Source organism: Kordia jejudonensis, from assembly GCF_001005315.1.
Taxonomy (GTDB): Bacteria; Bacteroidota; Bacteroidia; order Flavobacteriales; family Flavobacteriaceae; genus Kordia; species Kordia jejudonensis.
Genome location: NZ_LBMG01000068.1, coordinates 1 through 23,201 on the forward strand (window position 1 = coordinate 1; position 23,201 = coordinate 23,201).

The 23,201-nt window shown below is 35.4% G+C and carries 15 protein-coding genes; all 15 read left to right on the forward strand.

Annotated elements, in window-relative coordinates; all coding sequences use genetic code 11:
* Positions 1–3,320 (forward strand): non-ribosomal peptide synthetase (locus tag AA089_RS21435; RefSeq protein WP_046759068.1); only part of this gene is annotated, 3,320 nt, incomplete at its 5' end.
* A 32-nt stretch (positions 3,321–3,352) separates the two neighbouring features.
* Positions 3,353–4,051: a thioesterase II family protein gene (locus tag AA089_RS21440; protein WP_046759069.1), complete on the forward strand. Its 699-nt coding sequence runs from the start codon at positions 3,353–3,355 to the stop codon at positions 4,049–4,051.
* 62 nt (positions 4,052–4,113) lie between these two features.
* Positions 4,114–5,871, forward strand: a complete 1,758-nt coding sequence (locus AA089_RS21445; RefSeq protein ID WP_046759070.1) for a carbamoyltransferase family protein — start codon at positions 4,114–4,116, stop codon at positions 5,869–5,871.
* Between the two features lie 17 nt (positions 5,872–5,888).
* Entirely contained in the window at positions 5,889–7,976 is a 2,088-nt protein-coding gene (locus AA089_RS21450; protein ID WP_046759071.1) for a hypothetical protein, read from the forward strand.
* Between the two features lie 39 nt (positions 7,977–8,015).
* Positions 8,016–9,653, forward strand: a complete 1,638-nt coding sequence (locus AA089_RS21455; protein WP_241480025.1) for a cyclic peptide export ABC transporter — start codon at positions 8,016–8,018, stop codon at positions 9,651–9,653.
* Positions 9,654–9,786: 133 nt separating this feature from the next.
* The gene (locus AA089_RS21460; protein ID WP_046759072.1) at positions 9,787–14,217 is read left to right on the forward strand and encodes a non-ribosomal peptide synthetase; all 4,431 of its coding nucleotides are present in this window, start codon (positions 9,787–9,789) and stop codon (positions 14,215–14,217) included.
* Positions 14,218–14,239: 22 nt separating this feature from the next.
* Entirely contained in the window at positions 14,240–15,601 is a 1,362-nt protein-coding gene (locus tag AA089_RS21465) for a hypothetical protein (protein ID WP_156169190.1), read from the forward strand.
* Positions 15,602–15,635: 34 nt separating this feature from the next.
* Positions 15,636–17,555 (forward strand): alpha/beta hydrolase, encoded by a 1,920-nt coding sequence (locus AA089_RS21470; RefSeq protein ID WP_046759074.1) that lies wholly within the window; start codon positions 15,636–15,638, stop codon positions 17,553–17,555.
* A gap of 23 nt (positions 17,556–17,578) precedes the next feature.
* Positions 17,579–18,949, forward strand: a complete 1,371-nt coding sequence (locus tag AA089_RS21475) for a hypothetical protein (protein ID WP_046759075.1) — start codon at positions 17,579–17,581, stop codon at positions 18,947–18,949.
* A gap of 575 nt (positions 18,950–19,524) precedes the next feature.
* On the forward strand, positions 19,525–19,971 hold the full coding sequence (locus tag AA089_RS21480; protein WP_046759076.1) for a DUF1842 domain-containing protein: 447 nt from the start codon (positions 19,525–19,527) through the stop codon (positions 19,969–19,971).
* A gap of 43 nt (positions 19,972–20,014) precedes the next feature.
* The gene (locus tag AA089_RS21485; RefSeq protein WP_046759077.1) at positions 20,015–20,329 is read left to right on the forward strand and encodes a hypothetical protein; all 315 of its coding nucleotides are present in this window, start codon (positions 20,015–20,017) and stop codon (positions 20,327–20,329) included.
* Between the two features lie 61 nt (positions 20,330–20,390).
* Positions 20,391–20,966: an AidA/PixA family protein gene (locus AA089_RS21490; RefSeq protein WP_046759078.1), complete on the forward strand. Its 576-nt coding sequence runs from the start codon at positions 20,391–20,393 to the stop codon at positions 20,964–20,966.
* Positions 20,967–21,565: 599 nt separating this feature from the next.
* Complete coding sequence (locus AA089_RS23940; RefSeq protein ID WP_053002622.1) at positions 21,566–22,447, forward strand: LytTR family transcriptional regulator DNA-binding domain-containing protein; 882 nt, start codon at positions 21,566–21,568, stop codon at positions 22,445–22,447.
* A 109-nt stretch (positions 22,448–22,556) separates the two neighbouring features.
* Positions 22,557–22,802, forward strand: a complete 246-nt coding sequence (locus tag AA089_RS21500; RefSeq protein WP_046759079.1) for a hypothetical protein — start codon at positions 22,557–22,559, stop codon at positions 22,800–22,802.
* A 99-nt stretch (positions 22,803–22,901) separates the two neighbouring features.
* Positions 22,902–23,123 (forward strand): hypothetical protein, encoded by a 222-nt coding sequence (locus AA089_RS21505; RefSeq protein WP_046759080.1) that lies wholly within the window; start codon positions 22,902–22,904, stop codon positions 23,121–23,123.
* Positions 23,124–23,201 lie beyond the last annotated feature (78 nt).

Consider the following 23,201-nt stretch of genomic DNA (forward strand, 5'->3'; position numbering starts at 1 on the left):
TTGCAAGTTTTTACCAAGCGCCAACCATTGCGAGTTTAGTCACGCTGATAGAAAGCGACCACAAAGAAGATCAAACATCAGTATATCTAGCTATCGAAAAAGAAATAGAAGAAACGGCGTTGTCAGTTCGCAACAGTCATCCAAATCAAGAAACGATCGAAAATGTCTATCCAATGAGTGACATTCAAGTCGGAATGGTGTTGACAAGTGAACTCATGCGTTTGGATGGCGAATTAGGAATTTACCACGATCAAATGGTGTCGCAAATCGGAAAAGTAGACATCACTTTGATGGAAAAAGCATTGCAAATGTTAGTACGTAAACACGAAACATTGCGCACATCGTTCCATCTATACGACTATGAAAATCCAGTACAAATTATCCATAAAAATGTTGAGGTTGGTATTGCAGTCGTTGATATTAGCAACAAAACTCACGAAGAAAAGCAAGATCATATCAATCAATTCTTAATAGATGAGCGCGAGCAACGTCCGTTTGATGTGACCAAAGTACCATTGTGGAGCGTTCATATCTTCAAAATGAGCGAAGCGGACAATATGTTTGTCTATCAATTTCATCATGCGATTATGGATGGTTGGTCCGACAAAAGTTTCCGTTCAGAACTCATGGAAACCTATTTAGCGCTGGAAAAAGATGCCACATACCAATCAACTTCGCTGGCAATTGGCATCAAAGAAAGTGTCATTTCCGATCAATTAGAACTTCGCAATGAAGAAAATATTACGTTCTGGAAAGATCGCTTAAAAGGACACAAACGTTTAGATGTTCTTTCGGAAGAGCGTTATTACCATCAGTCGAACAAAATGTACACAAAAGAGTTCTACACTGAAATTTTAACGAAATGTAAAGCAGATCATTTAACACCAAAAAGTCTATTCTTTGCTGGATATCTGTACGTTTTAAGCTTGTTTTCTTACGAAAAAGACATGACAGTTGGTACTGTGGCGCATCGCAGACCAATTGCCGAAGACGGCGATAAATTACTCGGTTGTTTCCTAAACACATCGCCATTCCGTTTCAATATGGAGCATGTACATACGCAAACATGGATGGAATATATCACTTCCGTAGAATCGTCTCTGAATGAACTCAAAGGGAAAGATCGTTATTCACTATTAGAAATCGCGAAACAGCATCAAGAAAGTGCAGAACAAAATCCGTTCTTCGATATCTTATTCAACTATGTAGATTTTCACGTAATTGACAATTTGATGGAAGACGAAGCGTTTGAACAAAATCTGGCACAAATGCAAGTAGATGATTTGGCCGTAAACGGTTTCGAACGTACAAATACTTTCTTAGAATTCATCGTGAATGTCACAGGAGACGAAATGATGATCTCTTTCAGTCAGTCACGTGCATTCAAATCGGGTCATAGTTTAGAAGACATTTTCGAATACTTTGATACGTTCTTACATAACTATTTGTACCATCAAAACGAAACGACACAGCACAACAAAATTCTATCTTCGGAAGAGCAACAGAAGTTAATTGAAACATACAATAAAACCGAAGTTGCATACGCAGAAGAAACCATTTTAGCATTATTTGCAGCACAGGCCAAAGAAAATCCGAAAGCAATTGCGGTTGATTTTGACGGAATTGAATTGACATACAAAGAATTAGACGAGCAATCAACTCAATTGGCAAACTGTTTGGCATCGGAATACAATGTGAAAAAAGGCGATCCTGTCGGAATTCATTTAGATAGAAGTGAAGCATATATACTCACAATTCTTGGAATTCTAAAAGCTGGTGGCGTGTACGTTCCAATTGATACAACATATCCAGTTTCGCGCAAGCAATACATTCTTGAAAACGCAGGTATACAACTCTTAATAGCTGATACAAACTACATGTTTGAGTTAGATTATTACAAAGGAACATTACTGGCACTTGACGTAGAATTTGATGCTGCTCAATTTGCTACAACGCTGAACACTACAGTAGAATTAGCAGATACCGCGTACATTATTTATACATCAGGTTCTACAGGAACGCCAAAAGGAACGCCAATAACGCACGATTCGTTAACAAACTACATACAAGCTGCAAAAAGTACGTATATAGATGAAAATATTCAGGCAAACTTTGGACTCTTTACTTCGCCATCGTTCGATTTAACCATTACAAGCATCTTTTTACCACTTGTACACGGCGGTTGTATTACGGTATTTGACGATACGCAAGATACCATTGCCATACTATACGATTACATCGAAAGCGGAATAAACTGCATCAAAATGACACCTTCTCACGTCAGTTTACTCAAAGAAGTTGACATTCAAAGTGAAGCGTTACAAGTCGCAATTTTAGGAGGAGAAGAACTCAAAACGAATCATATAGAAACTCTAAAAGGCATCAATCCTGACATTAAAATCTTCAATGAATACGGTCCAACAGAAGCTACGGTTGGTTGTATGACTTATGAAGTCACTTCGGATCACATCTCTATTGGAAATCCAATTGCTAACATAGAAATTTATATTGTAGACATGCATACGAATTTGGTGCCAATCGGAGTTCCTGGAGAATTATGCATCAGCGGAAAAGGACTCTCAAAAGGATATCTTAACGCTCCTGAATTAACGCAAGAAAAATTCATTCAAAATCCTTTCAAACAAGGAACACAATTATACAAAACGGGTGATTTAGCCAAACGATTATCAGATGGAACGCTTCAATATTTAGGCAGAATTGATGATCAAGTTAAAATAAGAGGTTATCGTATAGAACTTGGAGAAATTGAAAACACCATCAATACGCTTCCAACCATTCTAACGTCAGTTGTCATAGCCGTTGACGATGAAACGGATGGAAAACAACTCATTGCATATGTTGTTGCTTCTGAAGAAATTGACAAAAAGGCAATTCAAACCGCTTTGGAAGCACAATTGCCTGAGTACATGGTTCCGAAACTATACATGCAATTAGAAAGCATTCCGTTAACTACAAATGGTAAAGTTGCGAAAAACGAATTGCCTGCAATTGATGATACTGCCTATCAAAGCGTTGCGTATGTAGCGCCATCAACGCCAATAGAAACACAATTGGTAGCCATTTGGCAAGAATTACTCGGAATTGAAAAAGTTGGAGTGCTAGACAATTTCTTTGAGCTCGGAGGACATTCACTACTCGCGGTACGAATGGTTTCTAGAATCAACAAAGATTTAGACATGAAACTTGATATCAGAACCATGTTTGAAATGACAAGCATATCATTACTAGCCGCGCACATAGCACTAAAGAAAAGCAACGTGAAAGATGATACCAAAACGTACAAACAAATAGAACTTTAGGAAACGAACACACAGAAAACTATACAAACAATATGAAAATCATCATATTTACATTTGCTGGCGGCAACAAATATTCGTTTAACTCTTTCTTTTCAAAAGACTTACAAACGATTGTTTTAGAATATGCAGGAAGAGGCGCCAGAATAGCAGAACCATTACTGTCAAATTTAGATGCTGTCATAGCAGATTTATATCCTAAACTTAAAAAGGAAATCGCTACGAAAGAACCATACATCATTTACGGACACAGTATGGGATCAATGGTAGCTTATCAAATCTGTCGAAAAATTGAACAACAAGGATTACCATTACCTGCAAAACTGATCATTAACGGTGTAAAAGGTCCACAATACACCAAAGAAAAAGTCTTGTCTAACTTACCAGATGCTGAATTTTGGGAAGAAATCACAAAACTTGGCGGAATTCCGAAAGAAATAGGCAACGAACCTGAATTGATTGACTTCTTCGCACCAATCTTAAAAGCCGATTACAAATGTGTAGAAGGCTATGCCTATGATGAAACTGCTGAAAAAATAAATATTCCTATGGATGTGTTTTACGGTTCTGAAGAAGACATTACGGAAGAAGAAATTTCAGGTTGGAACGAAGTGACCACTAAAAAAGTAACCATCAAAAAATTGACGGGAAATCACTTTTTTATGTTCGATCATACGGAATTCTTTACCACGTACTTTAAAAATCAAACCACAAGACATGTACGACACATTTAGCATACACAAAAAATATACAAAAAACTCCTCCATACTCATAAACTAACTATCAAACCAATCTTATGAAAGTTAACATCATCGGAATATCGGCCTTTTATCATGACGCTTCTTGCTGTATTCTTCAAGAAGGAAAACTAATCGCTGCTGCAGAAGAAGAACGCTTTACACGTATAAAATTTGATCCTTCTGTTCCTAAACACGCACTAAATTATTGCCTAGAAGCAGCAGGAATTACCATAAAAGATGTCAATTGTATTGCATTTTATGAAGATCCTACGAAAAAAATAGCACGACAAATTTGGAGTGGACTCATCAAAAATGATAGTACGCTAAAAGAAACAAATTTCAACAAAGTAGAAGACGAAATTAGAAACGTATTAGGGTTTGAAGGCGACATTATCTATGTAGATCATCATGCGTCTCATGCAGCCAGTGCTTACTATTTCTCAGGATTTGATAATGCGGCATTACTTACGGTTGATGGAGTAGGAGAATGGGCAACAACAACATATGGAATAGGAAAAGGCGATCATATAGAACTCTTTGAAGAAGTACATTTTCCACATTCTATAGGATTACTTTACAGCACCATTACAAGCTATTTAGGATTCTTAGTCAACAACGGAGAATACAAAGTTATGGGCTTGGCTCCATACGGAAAACCTTTGTACGTCGATCAAGTTAGAGAATTGATAGCATTACAAGAAGAAGGTCAGTTTGAGCTCAATATGAAATATTTTGACTTTGTAAAGGGAACTAAAATGTATACCGATTTGTTGCCAGAATTATTCGGGCGAGCTCCAAGAGAACGAGAATCGGAAATGGAACAATTTCACATGGATGTTGCCAAAAGTTTACAAGTTGTACTAGAAGAAACACTCATTGCCAAAGCCAACTATTTATACGAAAAAACAGGTGCAGAAAATCTTTGTATGGCGGGCGGCGTTGCACTAAACTGTGTTGCAAATGGTAAAATTTTAAAAAATACGAAATTCAAAAAACTATTTGTGCAACCGTCATCCAATGATGCTGGTGGCGCACTTGGAGCTGCTGCGTTGGCATATGTGCAACGTACAGGAAAACGACCAAACAACGAACGACTTCCGCATGCATATCTTGGACCTTCATTTTCAAGTACAGAAATAGCACAACTGCTTGGCGCAACGAATATCAACTATCAAAACTTAATTGGCGATGAAAAAAATCTCATGAAAGAGATTGCAACGCGACTCAGCGAAGGAAAAGTAATTGGATGGTTTCAAGGACGTATGGAATTTGGACCAAGAGCACTTGGCGCACGTTCCATAATTGCAGATCCTAGAAATCCTGAAATGAAAGACAGAATCAACGCTATGGTAAAAAAACGAGAAGGATTTCGACCGTTTGCACCAGCTGCATTGCACGAAAAAGCGATGGAGCATTTTGACATTGATCACGAATCGCCGTTTATGCTTGAAACCTGTCAGGTAATTTCCAAACTATTTCTTCCCGCCATTACACATGTCGATGGTTCCGCACGTTTGCAAACTGTAACGAAGGAAGCAAATGGACGTTTTTACGAATTGCTCAAAGCTTTTGACGAAATTACGGAATGTCCAATACTGCTCAATACCTCGTTCAACGTTCGTGGCGAACCAATAGTATGCACGCCAGAAGATGCCATCAAATGCTTTGTAAACACTGATATTGATTGTTTAGTACTTGGCGATTTTATCATTGATCGTAGTCAGAATAACTTCGATTTGCTACGACTCTTTTTACAAAATGATGTCAACCAAGCAAAAAGTGGTATTGAGCACGACGTGTACACGTTTATATAAATTTTAAAGCAGAGAAATTGAAAAATACAACAGATATATTAAAAGAAAAAGCAACCGCATTATCACAATTGCTCATGGCTAAACCAAAAGATATGGACGCCATTAATGCATTGTTTGAAGAAATAGGCGTTTCGACTTCATTGACTGGAAAAAGCACAAACAAAGCACGTCGCAATCGTGTAGGGAAATCAGATTCAATTGGTATTTGGAAAAAGAAAACCGTCAACGGACAAACTGTATATCAACGAGATATAGAAAAATATGCAGCATGGCATTCGTGGGCAAATGTGAATCAATTACCAGAAAAAACATATAAAAAACGAATTCTTTTGCTGGGCGAATCGGTCGCAAGAGGTTACTTTTATGCACCAAAATATTCGGTAGCCAAAGAATTAGAAGGTGTGTTACAAGCAAGCAATGAGTTCAACGGCGTAGAAGTAATTGATTTGTCTAAAAACAGTTTGCTCATTGACGAATTGCAAGAACTCACACAATCATGTGTACAGCTAAAACCAGATCAAATAGTTGTATTTGCTGGAAACAATTGGGTTCACAAACTATATGATGAAATAACAACAGATGATTACAAGCAAATAGAAGAAATCTATGCAAAAGAAGGATATCAAGGTGTAAAAGTGTATACCGAAAATAAACTTGAAAAAATAGTTCAGCACTACTTGAAAACGCTTGTAAAAACAAGTAAAATATACAATATTCCGTTAGTTATTATCATTCCAGGATTCAACTTATTAGATTGGAAAAGTGATGATGTTGAAAAAATACTCACCCGATTACAACGAAATCAAATTCAGGAATGGATTGCCGCAAAAAATGCAGCCGATATTGCACTTGCAAACCAAAATGATGAAGAATTTAATGCTTCCGCAGAACGAATGGTGGCGCTAGATCCTTCAAATCCTACAGGTTTTGAATACTTAGCGGAAAGTTACATCAAACAACAACAATTTGCGGCGGCACGTGAATGTTTAGACGAATCAAAAGATACCATATTATTTGGAAGAGGAATAAGTCCAAAGCCACGATGTTTCCGAATTATTCGCGATGTACTCATTCAAACGGCAACACAACACAACATTGCATACATCGATCTGCACAAACTATTTGCAGACACCTACAGCGATGAAGTGGCAGGAAAAGAACTGTATTTAGATTATTGTCATCTTTCCGAAAAAGGAATCAAACTGGCAATGAAACACACGGCAAAAACTGTTATTGAAACGCTCACAGATAAGGAAATTTCAATAGAAAACATTCCCGATTCGGCTGTAAAGCCAACCAATGCAACGGCAGCTGTAGCACATTTTTGCGCGGCAATTCACAATGCACACTTTTCACAACCAAAACACATACTTGCTTATCATTGTCAAAAAGCAGTTGCATTGTATCCTGAAATAAAAGAAATAATGTTGCAATATATAGATTTCACATCTCGAAAAGCATCAACGATTCTTTGTGGAGCTTTTGAAAAAGTGATTGTTGGCGGACACATGGAGCAATATGAAGGCGGCATGTCACTAATTCATCCTACACGAAAAAAACTGATCGATATCGAGTTGCTCGATACAATCGTGGATGCGTTAAAAAGTATAGGACACAATTATACAGATGAACTTCAAAAAATTCGCATTGCGGAACATGGAATCACAGAAAAACCATTAGACATTTTACAATCTTTTTACAAGCTAAAAGGATACAATTCCTATAATAGCACAACTTTTAGAAATTATGTGCAACTTCGCAATGACACAACCGAATTTACCATTGTAACCACAGGAACGGACAATCTAGAAGTGAATATTGTATATCGTATTCCAGCGTATCTAAAAGATGGCGCACTCAAAATATACATCAATTCAAAAGCACAACAGCTTCCAAATCTTGCATTTAGTAGTACTTGGGAAAAAGCCGTCGTAGAAATTCCAAAGGAATATTTGCAAAAAGGTGTCAATAAAATTATGATTGAATGTCCTGTAGCATACGATTCCAAACAATTCCTAGAAACGGCAAACATACAAACGGCAATGGATTCTTTCTTTCCTGTATTGGGCGAAATTCATGCCTTTACGATCCGTACGCAATCATAACCGAAATCAATCATTCAAAAAGAAAAACGCGCAAAGACGATGATGTTCAAATTTACATTTAAGAATATTTTTTATATCAGTATATACTCGCTATTCAATACTGCATTAAGTTTTGGAATTATATACATTATAAATAATGCACTTGCAGGCAATGAAGATTTCTTGCGTGATTATATTGGAATGATTTTTATAGCATTAGTAGCATACAGCTATTTGCTAAACATTATATTTCAAAAGCAACTTTATAAATTTACGTACAGTATTTTATATAGGGAAGAAAAAAAGCTCTTTGGAAAAATACTTGAAATTCCACTCATACGACTCGAAACGCTCGGACCACAACGGTTTTACACGGCGGTACAAGATTTACGAACATTTTCAACCTTACCGTTTACAATTACCAATACCATCAATGCAGTTTTAATGCTAATTCTGTATTTGGCATACATGTTTACACTTTCACTGACTTCTGCATGTATTGTTATTGTTTTAATTGTCATTGTTGCAGGTTCTTTCCTTGTGGTCATGCGAGTAATGTCGAAAAAAATAGCAAAACTTCGTTCGTATAGTGACGAATATTACAAATATGTAGATGATGTTGTAAAAGGATTCAAAGAATTAAAACTAAACTATTTCAGACGGAAAAACCTGATGAATCGCTTTCTAATTCCCAATCGTGACAACGCGGAAAGCTTAGATTATAAAGTGAGTCTTGCCTTTTATTTCATCGGACTCATCTCAAAATACGGACTTTACATTGTCATGGCATTCATACTATTTGTGTTGCCACAATTTGGACTTTTAGAACGAGAAGATATCATTGCCTATGTTGTAATTTTACTTTTCATATCGGCTCCAATAACGAGTTTGATGGACTTGCAACATTCATACACACAGTTTTTTGTAGCACACAGACGTTTAAAAGCATTCAGAGCAGATTTTGAAATTGAAAACATAAAAGCAGTAGAAGAACGAAAAGTAACTGACGAATTTTCGACTATCGAATTCAAAAATACTTCATTTAGCTATGACAATGATACGCATGAAAACAATTTCTCTTTAGGACCAATCAATTTAAAATTCCAAAAAGGCGAAGTCACTTTTGTTGTAGGTGGAAATGGTTCTGGGAAAAGTACATTTATAAAAATATTGACAGGATTATATCCAAATACGGAAGGCGAATTATTGCTCAATGGAACTGTAGAAGAAAACACAAAAGAAAAGCTTCAAGACCTAACGGCAGCAGTATTTACAAATAATTACATCTTCTCTAAAAACTACGAAAACTTTACGACAGAAGACAATCCTGCATACAAAGAACTCTTGAAAACTATGGAGTTGGACGAAGTTGTATTGGACGATCAAGAAGATTCCGCACGAAGAAACTTCTCAAAAGGACAAAGTAAACGTATGTCGCTCATATTTGCACTCTTAGAAAAAAAACCAATTCTAGTGTTAGATGAATGGGCAGCAGATCAAGATCCACATTTTAGAAAATTTTTCTATGAAGAACTCATTCCAAAACTGCAAGCGCAAGGAAAAACGATAATCGCGGTTACGCATGATGACGCGTATTTTCATAAAGCAGACAGAATTATAAAATTTGATTACGGAAAAATCGTCAAAGATGTACGTGTCGAAAATAAAAACAGTCTCATGAATGAAGAATGGTTGTAAACCGAAAAAACATATGAATATCAGCTATTTGTCAGTTCGAGCGCAGTCGAGAATCCAAACAAAATCAATACTTTTTTTGAGTAAATAAAATTACGCTCAATTCACTAAAAACAAACATCGTACATACACTTCTATGAAACTTACGCTTCCGCAATACGACGTATATTACGAACAACTCTTATATCCTAACGACCCAATATATAACATTGGCGCAAAGATTAAGATCGAAGGTACAATTGACACAGAAACGTTTCAAAAGGCGTATGATGGGTTAATTCGGCAGCATGATGCGTATCGAACGCTATTCAAAGAAACCAATGGTGTTGTTGAAGCGACAGTCGTTTCACAGGAAAAATATACCTTAACATGTATTGATTTTTCAACGAAAGAAAATGCGGATGAAGTTGCCAATACTTTTATGCAGGAACAATTTGTAAAACCGTTTCAATTTACAGGAACGTCGTTTTTACACACATTTATCTTGATCAAAGTTCACGAAGAACTTCATTACTTATTTTCGGTATATCATCACATTATTACGGATGGTTGGGGAACTTCGCTCATGTTTCAACGTTTGGTAAAAAACTACAATGAAATTTTAGAAACGGGAAAAATTACTTCGGAATATCCTTTTACGTATGAGGATTTTGTAACTAATGATGCGGAATATGAACGTTCAGAAGCATTTGAAGCAGATAAAAACTATTGGAAAACGAAATTCTCAAACCTTCCTGAAAATCTATTTCAAAAGAAAAATCCACATCAAAACATTCATAAAAGTAGTCGGGAATCTTTAAAAATAACTCGTACAACCTATGATGAACTTGCGGAATTAGCCAAACAATACAGAGCTTCAACCTTTCACGCTATTCTTGCTATTTTATATGTCTATTTTGGTCGAAAAAAGCAAAACAAGGACTTTGCTATCGGATTGCCCGTTTTAAACAGAAGCAAATCCATCTTCAAAAAAACAGTCGGATTGTTCATGGGCGTTTCGCCGTTGCGCATACAACTAGATTTTGAAGAAACCTTTGAAGCATTAATCGTAAACATAAAAAATCAATTACGACAAGATTACCGTCATCAGCGATTGCCACTTGGAAAACTCATTCAAACTTTAGGTATTTTTGATGAAAAAGAAAAAATATTCAACATTACACTTTCGTATGAAAAGCAAAACTATTCACACAATTTCGGAACCACCAAAACTACGGTAATTCCGTTGACACATCAATCGGAACGCGTGGCACTTGCCATTTATATTCGTGAATTTGATGAAAAAGAAGATGTAACCATTGATTTTGATTACAACATCAATTACTTTGATGCAGATAGCATACAACATGTAACGACGCATTTTGAAACCTTACTGCACGATTTACTCAAAAATCCTTCAAATACGCTAAAAAATATCAACTATTTGCCAAAAGCGGAACAAGAAAAGCTGCTCGTTGATTTCAATAGCACAACTGTTGATTATCCAAAAGACCATACATTTCTAGAGCTGTTTCAAACGCAAGTAGACAAATTAAAAGACAAAATTGCGGTATACGATTCCAAAAGTGAATACAGTTATCTTGAATTAGATCAAAAATCAGATCAAATTGCAGCATACATACATTCCCTAAAGGAAGCTACAAACGTGACGGCCATTGGAGTGTTGGCAGAGCGTTCTACGGAATTGATTGCAATACTTTTAGGAATCATGAAAGCTGGAAAAGCGTACATTCCACTCGATCCTACGTTTCCAGAAGAACGTTTGCAATATATCATAGATCACAGTCAATTGGATGTACTTATTAGCGATCAACCTGATCATTTTTTGCAATCATCAACTCATAAAACACTTACAACAGCACAACTTTTTGAAGCATGTGTACATGAAATTCCAGTTGATGTAGTCAATATACCGAAATACGAAACTGCATACATTATTTACACATCAGGTTCTACGGGAAATCCAAAAGGTGTTGAAATTGGACATGCATCGTTACTAAACTTTTTGGTAAGCATGCAAAAATCGCCAGGAATACACATGATAGATACGGTATGTTCCGTAACAACGTATTCATTTGATATTTCGATTTTAGAATTCTTTGTACCACTCATTTCGGGAGCTACGTTATACATGGCAAATCGCGACACATTAGCTTCGCCAGATTCGATTATCAACATGCTCAAAAAGGTAGCACCAAGCATCATACAAGCGACACCAAGTTTTTACCAATCGTTGTTCAATGCAGGTTGGAGTGGAAGTAAAGACTTAAAAATACTCTGTGGTGGAGATGCATTAAGTAAAAATTTAGCCGCTACATTACTAGAAAAATGTGATGAAGTTTGGAACATGTACGGTCCGACAGAAACGACAATTTGGTCTAGTATAAAACAATTAGAAACTGCGGAAGACGCTGGAAATATTGGGAAACCCATTGCAAACACACACTTTTATATTTTAGATAATGATTTACAATTGTTACCTGTAGGAACTTTTGGAAATGTATACATTGGAGGCGATGGGTTGGCACTTGGATATTATAAAAATGAAGAACTGACCAATGAAAAATTCATCAAAAATCCCTTTGGGAACGGACGAATTTACGAAACAGGCGATGTTGGCTATTGGACAGCAACAGGCGAAATTATCTTTGGTGGACGAAATGATAACCAAGTAAAAATAAGAGGTTATCGTATTGAATTAGAAGATGTTGAATCAAAATTAAATTCGCTTTCCACAGTAAAACAAGCCATCGTAGTTCCGAAACAAAACAACGATCAAGAAGCATTTTTAGCGGCATTTATCATTCCAACAACGGATACTTTTCAAATAGAAACTTGCAGAAACGAATTGCAGAAAAAATTACCATCTTATATGATTCCTTCGTTATTTACAACGTTGGAAACATTTCCGATGACGTTGAATAAAAAAGTGGATCGTAAAGCATTGATTCAGGCAAAAACGATTTCAACAACAACTGAAAAAGAACAACAAACGGAACTTACAGCATTACAAAAACAAATACGTACATTTTGGAGGGAAACGCTTCATTATGAAGGAAATATACACATTGATGACAATTATTTTACACTTGGCGGACATTCGTTAAACGCTGTAAAATTAGTCTATGCAATCAATACAAATCTTTCGTATTCCATTAGTCTAAAAACGATTTTTGAAAATCCAACAATTACTTCATTAGCGAACTATTTAGAAACACATGCATCAAAAAGTACCGAAAATCAAAACATACCAAAAGCCATAAAAAAGGTAAAATATCCTGTAACAGCTTCTCAACATGCTATTTGGTTGGCTTCACAATACAGCGCGGTTTCAATAGCGTACAATATGGTAGCTGGTTTTAATGTTCAAGGCGATTTGAATGCAGAACGGATTCAAAAAGCGATGGAAAGATTGATACAAAAGCACGAAATTCTTCGAACAAATTTTATAGAAGAGAATGGCAATGTGTTTCAAACAATAACACCTGAAAATCAACATCATTTTTCAGTGAAAATCATTGAAGATGAAAGTGTTGAAAGTTCAGAAGTAATTGAGAATTTTATACATGCAGAGTTCAATTTGGCAACAGATTGTTTACTCAAATTATTATTGATTAAAGAACATAACAACATTGTTAAAATGATTTTCTGTTCGCATCATATTAGTATTGATGGTTGGTCGTTAGCGTTGCTTACACACGATTTTATTCAAGAATATACTGCTGTGGGACATGCGGAAAATCCAGCAGAACGATTGCAATTCAAAGACTATTCAGAATGGACGTTATCCAACACTAATACCGAACAATGCAATACGTTTTGGAAAAACTATCTGGCTAATTACCAACCGAAAGAAAGCTTTAGAGCAGATTTCCATCCAGAAAACAACACACACAAAGGCGATCAGTACGCCATAAATATCAGTCAAGCTGAAACCAACACCATGTTGGAATTTGTTCAGCAACAGCAAACCACCATGCACAACTTTTTGGCTACAGCATTGCACATTCTAATTTACAAGTTAAGCCATCATACGGATATATTAATTGGAACCGTAAATGCAGGAAGAAATCATCCAGCGACGGAAAACATATTAGGAATGTTTGTAAAAACCATGCCGTTGCGACTACAATTGGCAGCGACAGATACATTTGAAAAAACCTTGCAAAATGTTCAAAATGCGATGTTGCAATTGGATGAATTTCAAAACAACTCCACTGCGCAACAACATGCGTTATTTGATGTGTTAATAGCTTTTCAAAACACAGATTTCTCATACAAAGAAACCATTTTTATAGAAAAAAGTGAACTGACAGCATTTCCAATTGATGTGAAATATAGCAGACTTCCGTTGCTATTCAACTTTGCAATTATTGACAAAATCTTGCATTTGCAACTCTCATACAACACGGAAAAATATACACAAGATACCATACAATGGATTTGGTTAAAATATCAAAAACTCATCAACCAATTGATCCACAATCCGATACAACAACTTTCAGAAATTGAAATTCCATTACCATTTGAATCTGAAGATGTTGTGGATATCGATTTTAATTTTTAAAGCGACTAACACCCTATACGATATGAAATCAACTTCTATGGAAAGCATTCTATTTTCCAAACACGACGAATTCATCAAACCAAAAAATGCTGAATTGCCTTCCATCATCAAAAGTGAACTGGCAAACGTTCCACATATTTTCAAAAAATATCATTATCCTGTAAGTTCTTGGCCAGTACTTTTAGAAAAAGAAATGGCAAAAGAAGTAAAACTTTTAAGTGTCCGAATTCCGAAACTCATTGCACAAATACCAACATTGTATTTTAATAATGACATTCAAAAAATTGCAGACTTTTACTTAGAAGGAAATACGACACTTGCAGAATTTACCATGATGTGTCAGGAAAAACAAATGATCGCGTCTTGCCGTTTGGATGTCACCTGTACAAATGACGGATTCAAAGTGCTAGAAGCCAATATGGGATCGTCTATTGGCGGTTGGCAAGTACAAAGTTTTGATGAAGAAATACGCAGTTATCATTTGCCTTTGCACGAAAATGATACAAAAGATGCGTACATTTCAAGAGATACGCCTGTAAATTACATAGAGTTTATTACCGATGAAATGCTGAAAAGTGTTTCAGGTATTGGCAACGAAATCAACCTATTTCTGTCGTTATCTGCGGAAGATAATATGGCAACACAAGACACACTTGAGTTTTTCCAAGACATGGTAAACGAAGTGCATAAAGACAAAGATTTCAAGATGAATGTATTTACAAGTAATGTGGACGACTTGTATATGAAACAGGGAAACGTTTACTTGAATTCATCACGCATTCACGGAATATTGGACATGAATGAAAAAGAAGTGCCATCAATTGTATTCAGAGCATATTTGATGGGAACAATTTATTTTCCTGACAATTTAATCACACATCTTCATGGAGACAAGCGAAACTTAGCATTGTTACGATTTTTGGCAGAAGAAGGAAAATTTAGTGAAGCAGACAATCAATTGCTAAAAAAATGTATGCCGTGGACAGTAGAACTCAAAAGCAAATTAGTCAATTACAAAGGCGAAATGCGCGCTGTCACAGATTTAATACAACACAAAGATGATTTTGTAATCAAACCATTTAGTGGATTACAAGGAAAAGATGTCTCTGTAGGCAAATTTTTAACACAAGCCCAATGGGAAGAAATAATTGATGAAACTTTGGATTCAGGAAAATTCATTTTACAAGAATTTTGTGACTCCAAACAATACATGGCGCCAAACAGAAACGGAACTTGGACACCTCACAAAGTTATTTGGGGTATGTTTGGATTTGATTCCATGTACGGCGGTGTTTGGGTCCGAATGTCTGAAGTTGCCACAGATGTAGGCGTTATCAACTCCGCAACAGGCGCTATAGAAGCCATTGTATACGAAATACTATAATCAATTTTTGAAGTTCAAGAACTAAACATTACACATGTATAAAAAAATAAAACTAGCCTCTCTTTTCGTACTTTTCGCTTTTGCATCTTTTGGACAAGACTTTGAAAAAACGAAGTCTTTTTATCCAAATTCCGAAATGCTAAAAAAAGAACCGATAGAATGGGGATATTTATCAGTACCAGAAAATTGGGATACCATTTCAGGGAACAACATAAAATTGGCGGTCGCAGTTATCAAAAGTACTGCTGCGGCTGATCAAAAATCAAGTCCAATCGTAGTTTTAGAAGGTGGACCAGGAGCTGGAGCCATCAATTCTGTTTGGTCTTGGGTTTCGCATCCATTGCGCGCAACAAGCGATATTGTATTAATTGATATTCGTGGAACTGGCTTATCTGAACCGCGATTGTGTCCAGACTTAGGAAATGAATTTCTCAAAATACTAGCAAAAAATCAAACACCAGCTGAAGACGAACTCGACAAAGCAAAAGCAGCTTTAAAATGTCAACGAAAACTCCTGATTGAAGAAATTGACATCAGCGCCTATCACAGTGGAAATATTGCCAAAGATTTACACAGTCTTAAAAACTATTTACAGTATGATAGTTGGACAGTTTACGGAATCTCTTACGGAACGTACATGGCGCAAGTATATGCAAACAATTTCCCAGCGGATGTTGCAAACCTAATTCTAGATTCGCCAATTGCTGACATTGAAGCGTATTACACAAAAAACACCATCAATTACAGCAATAGTTTAGCAAAAGTGTTTGAAGATTGTAAAAACGATCCAGATTGCAATGCATCGTATCCTGATTTGGAAAATAAATATTACGAAACCATTGAAAAGCTTCAAAAACAACCAATTACGGTTGCAGTTGATAAAAATATCATCGAAGAAGAAACATTCACATACAATGCAGAAGACTTTAAAATCGCCATTCATCAAGCATTGTACAATCAGCAACTTATAGAAGTATTGCCATTATTAATTTACGAATTCAATAATGAAAACAAAGAAGCACTCAGTGAACTAGTCGTTGCGTTTTCAGGCGCTTTATCATTAGATTACGGAATGTATTATTGTGTAAGTTGCAATGAAACTATTCCAAACAATTCTCTAGAAGTATATTCCGAAAACAATAAAAACACCAAACTATCCAACGGTATTGCATTCTACAAATCCGATTTTGTTGTGTGTGAACAATGGAATGCCAAATTGAAAAATAACATACAAAAAGATTCAACGGCACTAAATATACAAGTTCCTACCTTACTATTTACGGGAAAATACGATCCTATAACGCCTGAAACAAACGGAGAACAATTGGCTTCAAAAATTGAAACATCTTACATCATACACACCAAAACGACGGGACATGCATCTAGTTTTAGCCCTGAAGCAAAAGATATCATTTCGCAATTCATTACTGCACCACATGAAAACCCGAATGCCGCAACAAACCTGTCACAAGGGAAAATTTCATTTATAAACAACATCAATGTAGACAAGAGAATTTCAAAAATGGGGAATAGTTTTGGCGCGCCAGACATTCTATTTTTTGGACCATTGCTCATTGCGTTATTAGTCTGTATCATTACAATATTTGGCTATCTCATACCATTACTATTCAAGAAAAAGAAACGAACAAACGTATTAATGAAATTACTGCTCATTAGTTGTTCTGTACTTGGTGTTATCGTCCTTTTTGGATTTGTAAATGCGCTTATTTATGCGGTAGATACAAACTTTTATACCTTAGCTTTCGGAATACCAAAACAGTTTGAATTTCTATTCACGTTGCTTACTATTTTTCTTGTCACAGTCTGTATCACAGTTGTATATTTCATCATTCGATTGCGAAAAATACCAAACACAGGCGTTGTAACGACCATTCTATTTTCTAACGTTCTCATCTTACTGTATTTCTTTTATTGGAATATACTTTCTTTCTAAAACTGCATAAAAAACACTCAACTATGGAGCAAACAATCTTATTAGATGCCTATACCGCTTTTATGGAATCATCAAAAGAGACTTCATCTTTAGTAGACACAAATACTGATGAATTGCCAATTCTTTTTCGAAATTTCAAATATCCAATCTCAGCATATCCAATATTGGTTACCAAAGCGCAAAATCAAAAACTAGAAGAAATAAGTACGCTCATTCCTGAGCTATTGCAAAGAGCACCAAAGCTGTATTTTCAAAATGATGTCAAAAAAATTGCAGACTTTTACTTTGATGGCGACGAAATGATAGCGCAATTTGCCATAATGTGTCAAGAACGCGAAGTTCCTGTAAGTTGTCGTTTAGACCTAAGTTTAACCACAGACGGATTTAAAGTCTTAGAAGTAAATATGGGATCTGCTATTGGCGGCATTGGATTGCAAAACTTTGCGCCAATCATTAGAAAAACGCATGCTGTTTTATCAAATGAAACGCCTGGGAAACAATTCAAATTCATTCAATCGCAAGACTTGTATATCAAATTCATTGCACAGCAAATGCTAGCATATACACAAACAAAAAGCCCAGAAATAAATTTATTCTTAGTAGCAGATGCAGAATCGGAAAAAGCAAACAATGAGTTAATTACAAGTTTCTTTGATACATTGCTCAAAAAAGAACTAAAACGCAAAGGCAAAAGAGGAAACGTATACATGAATACGATTGCTTCTTTAAAAATGCGCGCTGATGGTTTATACTTCAAAGAAAAACAAGTGCATGGAGTCTTGATTTTAGATTTCTCTTTGCGAGACATTTCGCCAGATCTCTTTCGCGGTTTCATCATGAACAATGTCTACTTTCCAGATCATTTAGGCGTGATGTACGTGCGTGACAAAAGAAATCTTGCATTAATGAGACGACTTGCCAATGAAGGAAAATATACTGAAAAAGAAAACAAATTAATTCTTGAATGCATTCCGTGGACGGAAATTGTAACAAATGCAACGGTAACCTTTCAAGGAAAAACACACAACATCATAACATTGCTAAAAACTCAAAAAGATCAATTTGTTGTCAAAATCATAGATGGTTTGCAAGGAAAAGATGTATTTGTGGGGAAATTCATGACTAACGCCGATTGGGAAACTGCCATCGACGAAGCTGTAAAAAGCGGAAAATACATTGCACAAGAATTCAGTGATTCGCTCAATCTAATAGCGCCAACAAAAGAAGGCGATTGGGTTCCGCAAAAACTAGTATGGGGATCATTTGGTTTTGGCGATATCTACGGCGGTTCTTGGGTTCGCATGTCGCCTGTAAAAACAACTTCAGGCGTTATAAACTCTGCAACGGGCGCAGTAGAAGCTCTTGTATTTGAATATGATGCTACGCTATCGTAAATAATGTCAGTTAGCATAAAAGTCACTAGTGTACTTCTTCTTTTCTGAAGTATAACAAGGGTTTTTCGTTAAGAATTTTTGAATCCTTGAAAATCGAAAATTCATGAACTCCTTAATTTTAAATCTCAAATGGAAAGATTAAATTATATTTTATGTAAATAACAATCAAACTAACTTCTCACAATCCTCTATTGCTACAATAGGGGATTTTTTTATGAACTCGTTTAAACTTTTTTTGGCAAATTAAAAAAGTTTAAACGAGTTCTATTTATAAAAGCTAATACGTTGGGCGTAACCTCTCCAAAAAAGAGGTCGGGCTTTCACGAGTCGCTCTTTCCATTGCATTCCAAGGAGCTCCAACAAACGTTCAATCCCTTACGCAAAATCCACTCATACCTCAAATTTCATCGCTTATAACAAATATCTCTTCACTTACGAATTAGTTCCGTTACGTTTCCTATTACACACTACATTTACCCTGTAAAAGCAACACATCGACGTCAATAACTTCGCTTTACAGCGCGGAATCCGAAAAGCCAAAATAGAGTAGGAGAACCAATTAAAATTTTGAAATTATGTCAAGTTTAATGCCTGAAGTATTTTTAGTAAATCTAGCAATAGGCAATCCCTCAATAGGAGGAATTATGTGTACTGTCAATTTGGGAGTAACGCCAGAAACGAAGAAAGCCAATGGAAGATCTGTTATTTTTCAGTCAAAAAATCCTCCATTACTAGTCGAATCAATTGTAGCAGGGACATATGATTATTTATGTACTAACGGAAAATGTTTTGTCATGATCCATTTGAAGGGATACATGGGAACGGAAGGTAGTTTTGGCGAAAATTTTAATGCAAGTATCCTTTTAGATGATGATTGGGAAAGTGGAACAGCTAATTATTCTTATCTCCATCAAGGAGAGTGGGAAAAAAAGTCAAATCAACCAGTCAAATCAACTAAAATTGCTGGTATCGATGATCTAAAAAAGCTAGCTGAAATTGTAAGATTACAAGAGCAAGAGTAACAACGCAAACAAAATAATATAATAAACAATAAGAACTAAAAAAATGGAAAACGATACAACACAAAACTTTTCAAGAGAGAATTTTACACATTTCAGTATAGCTGGTGGTTGGACACCGTACGATACTGATATTAACAATAAAGCTATTGATGTTTTTAACGAAGCTATGAGAGGTCTAGTAGGAATAAAATATACACCAATTGCCTGTGCGACACAAATTGTAAATGGTGTCAATTACAGTTTTTTCTGTAATGCACAAGTTGTCGGCTTGGATTATAATGAAGCCGTAACTGTAAGCGTTTTTGAAAACCTTTCTGGAGAAGTACGCCGAATTGGTATCACGCGTACAAAAAGATAAATACCTGGCAGAATCCGAAAAGCCAAAATAGAGTAGGACAACCAATTAAAATATATTAAAAATGGGAAATAAAAATTTTAAAACTTGGACAATAAACGTTTTAGTAAACACAAAATATATTGCATCTTTAAGTGGAAAAGGAACTTGGGAATATCCAATAGGAGGTAGTAAAAGCTGGAATAAAAATGTAACAATGACCGCTACAAATGATGACGATAATGATCACAGAATATTTAGCGGTATTGGAGATAATTTCTCTTTATCAATCAAGCCTGGAGATAAAGTAAGATGGATTTTGAATGAAATTAATCCACTAGTAGACACTTCAAGAACTGTTTGCATGTATGGTTTCAAACAAAACAGTACAGATTGGAACAAATATTTTACGCCAATAGCTTCCGTAGATCATGAAATGTTGACAACTACGATTGATAGTAACGCATTCAATCAAATGCATGAATCAGAAAATTATTTGCATTTACATCGTTCAAATGTGTCGGTGCCTCAGACCACAGCTAGAGTAACTGCAAAATCTGGATCATCTGTTACATATTTTATAAAACTTTTACTAATTGATGAAACGAATAAGAAAGTATTAAAATATGCAATGGTAGATCCAAAACTTACTATTGAATAAGATTCTTTTTTAGTAAAAACTAAATACATACTTCGACTATAATAAACTCATTATTAGTTATTTAATTGATAATGAGTTTTTTATTAAATGTAAATCGTTCCATAAAAATAGCTTACAGTTTGAAAAGCTGTAGAATCATTATTTCTCTATTTTTCCTAACAATTTTTGTATGCATGTATACACTTGTTTACGTTGCAAAATCAAGAAACGCAAACAACTATTTCACAATCCTCTATTTTTACAATAGGGGATTTTTTTATGAACTCATTTAAATTTTTCGGATTTAGGTGAAAATTAGCAATTTTAAGTACTGTTGACAGCTTTTTTGAGTCTCATAGCAGCGCTACGGAACGAAAAGTTCTATGTATAAAAGTTAACAATTTGGGCGTAACCTCTCCAAAAAAGAGGTCGGGCTTTCACGAGTCGCTCTCTCCATTGCATTCCAAGGAGCTTCAACAAACGTTCAATCCCTTACGCACCTACGAACTTCATTCATCACAAAATCGTTGATTTAATCACAAAATCTATCAATACACGCCATAAAAATTAAAACATTTTGTAAATTTAAAAAGCACATCAAAATTTCAGCAACGTACACTTTGGAAAAACTAACCTACTACTTCCAGCAAAAACACCAACTCATAGATAATCAAAACTATTATCTAAAACTTGCCATCATTATTGGTGCTGTATTAACCGTCTTTGTTTACACATTTGATCCGTATGATAACTACTTAGCCATTCCGAAATATGAAATTCCTATCAAAATCATTCAACTCGGATACGGAATCAACACGGCATTGGTCATATATGGACTGTATTGGCTCATCTTCAAAAAACTAAAATATGCCAACGAAAAACGACCTTGGAAAACCTATCATCATTGGTTATTACTCATAGCAATCATGAGTATTGCGGGTTTCATTGGAACCGTATATCATCGTTTCATGATGGATGTTGGCGAGGTAGCAACCAACTATTACCTTTTTGTAACCATTCCAAGATCGATACTAATTAGTGTGCCGTTATTTATAATTACCATACTATTAGATAAATTATACACAACAAAAAACGTCCAAAAAAATAATACACAACTTGAAACGGTTACACCAACTAAAACAATCAGTCCAAACAAAAAAATAATTTTAAAATCTCCTGTAGTCAATCAATGTATAGAAGTAAATCCATCGTTAATTGGATATGTAAAAGCTTCAGGAAACTATGTAGAAATCTATTCCATAGGAGACAAAAAACCACAATTACTCAGAGCGCCATTGCGTTTTATTGCTGAAAAGCTAAAACCATATCATTTCATTATCAAATGTCATCGACAATACTACGTAAATCTTCAACATGTAGTAAATCACAAAGGAAACTCACAACGTATCGTACTAAATTTAGACGGTTTAAAAGAAATCATTCCTGTAAGTAAAAGTTATACTTCCTCATTGCTTTCACATCTTGAAAAAAGCGAAAAATAATACAAACTTCATTCATCACAAAACACATGCATTCGTCACAATTTTTTTCAAACAACTGAAAAACAAGCTAATATTGAGATAAGTTTTTTCAACCACAAAACGTATACTTATGAAAAAAAAGAATCTCAAAAAGCTAACACTCCAGAAAAAAGCAATTGCTACTCTTGATGCTACGACAGGAGGAATTGTAAACTTAGATCAGTCTGGACATCCGGGTTCTATTTGTGAACCAAGGAGCTTATGTAACACACAATGTATGACGTGGTGTGAACTTACCATATGTCATGTAAATTGCCAACTTACTAGAAATGATGATATCTGCACGATAGTAAATCCAGCACCAATAAATTTGTAACTGCACAGTAAACAGTTAGTTTTTCCCTAATACCAAATCGGATTGCTTGAAGTACGTAAATAGTTAAACTTAATAATAACCACTAAAATTTCAATCATTATGAAAAAAAAGAAAGTCAAAAAATTATCATTAAACAAAAGAGCAGTATCAAACTTAGACGAAATTAGCGGAGGTGTTGCAAATCCTGTACCAGTTGCTGGAACGCATCAACGTTCGGGTTGTGATGTATGTCCAGATGAAAAAGCAACAGACAATACTTGTTTAACAGATTGTTATGCAACATGCTTTTGGTCATGTGTACGTAGTTGTTTTTGGTGTTAAAAAAAATTAATACAACTAATATTATTTATAAAAAAGCGAGCTTCGGCTCAGTCATGGTCGGAAGAAATTCCGACCTAT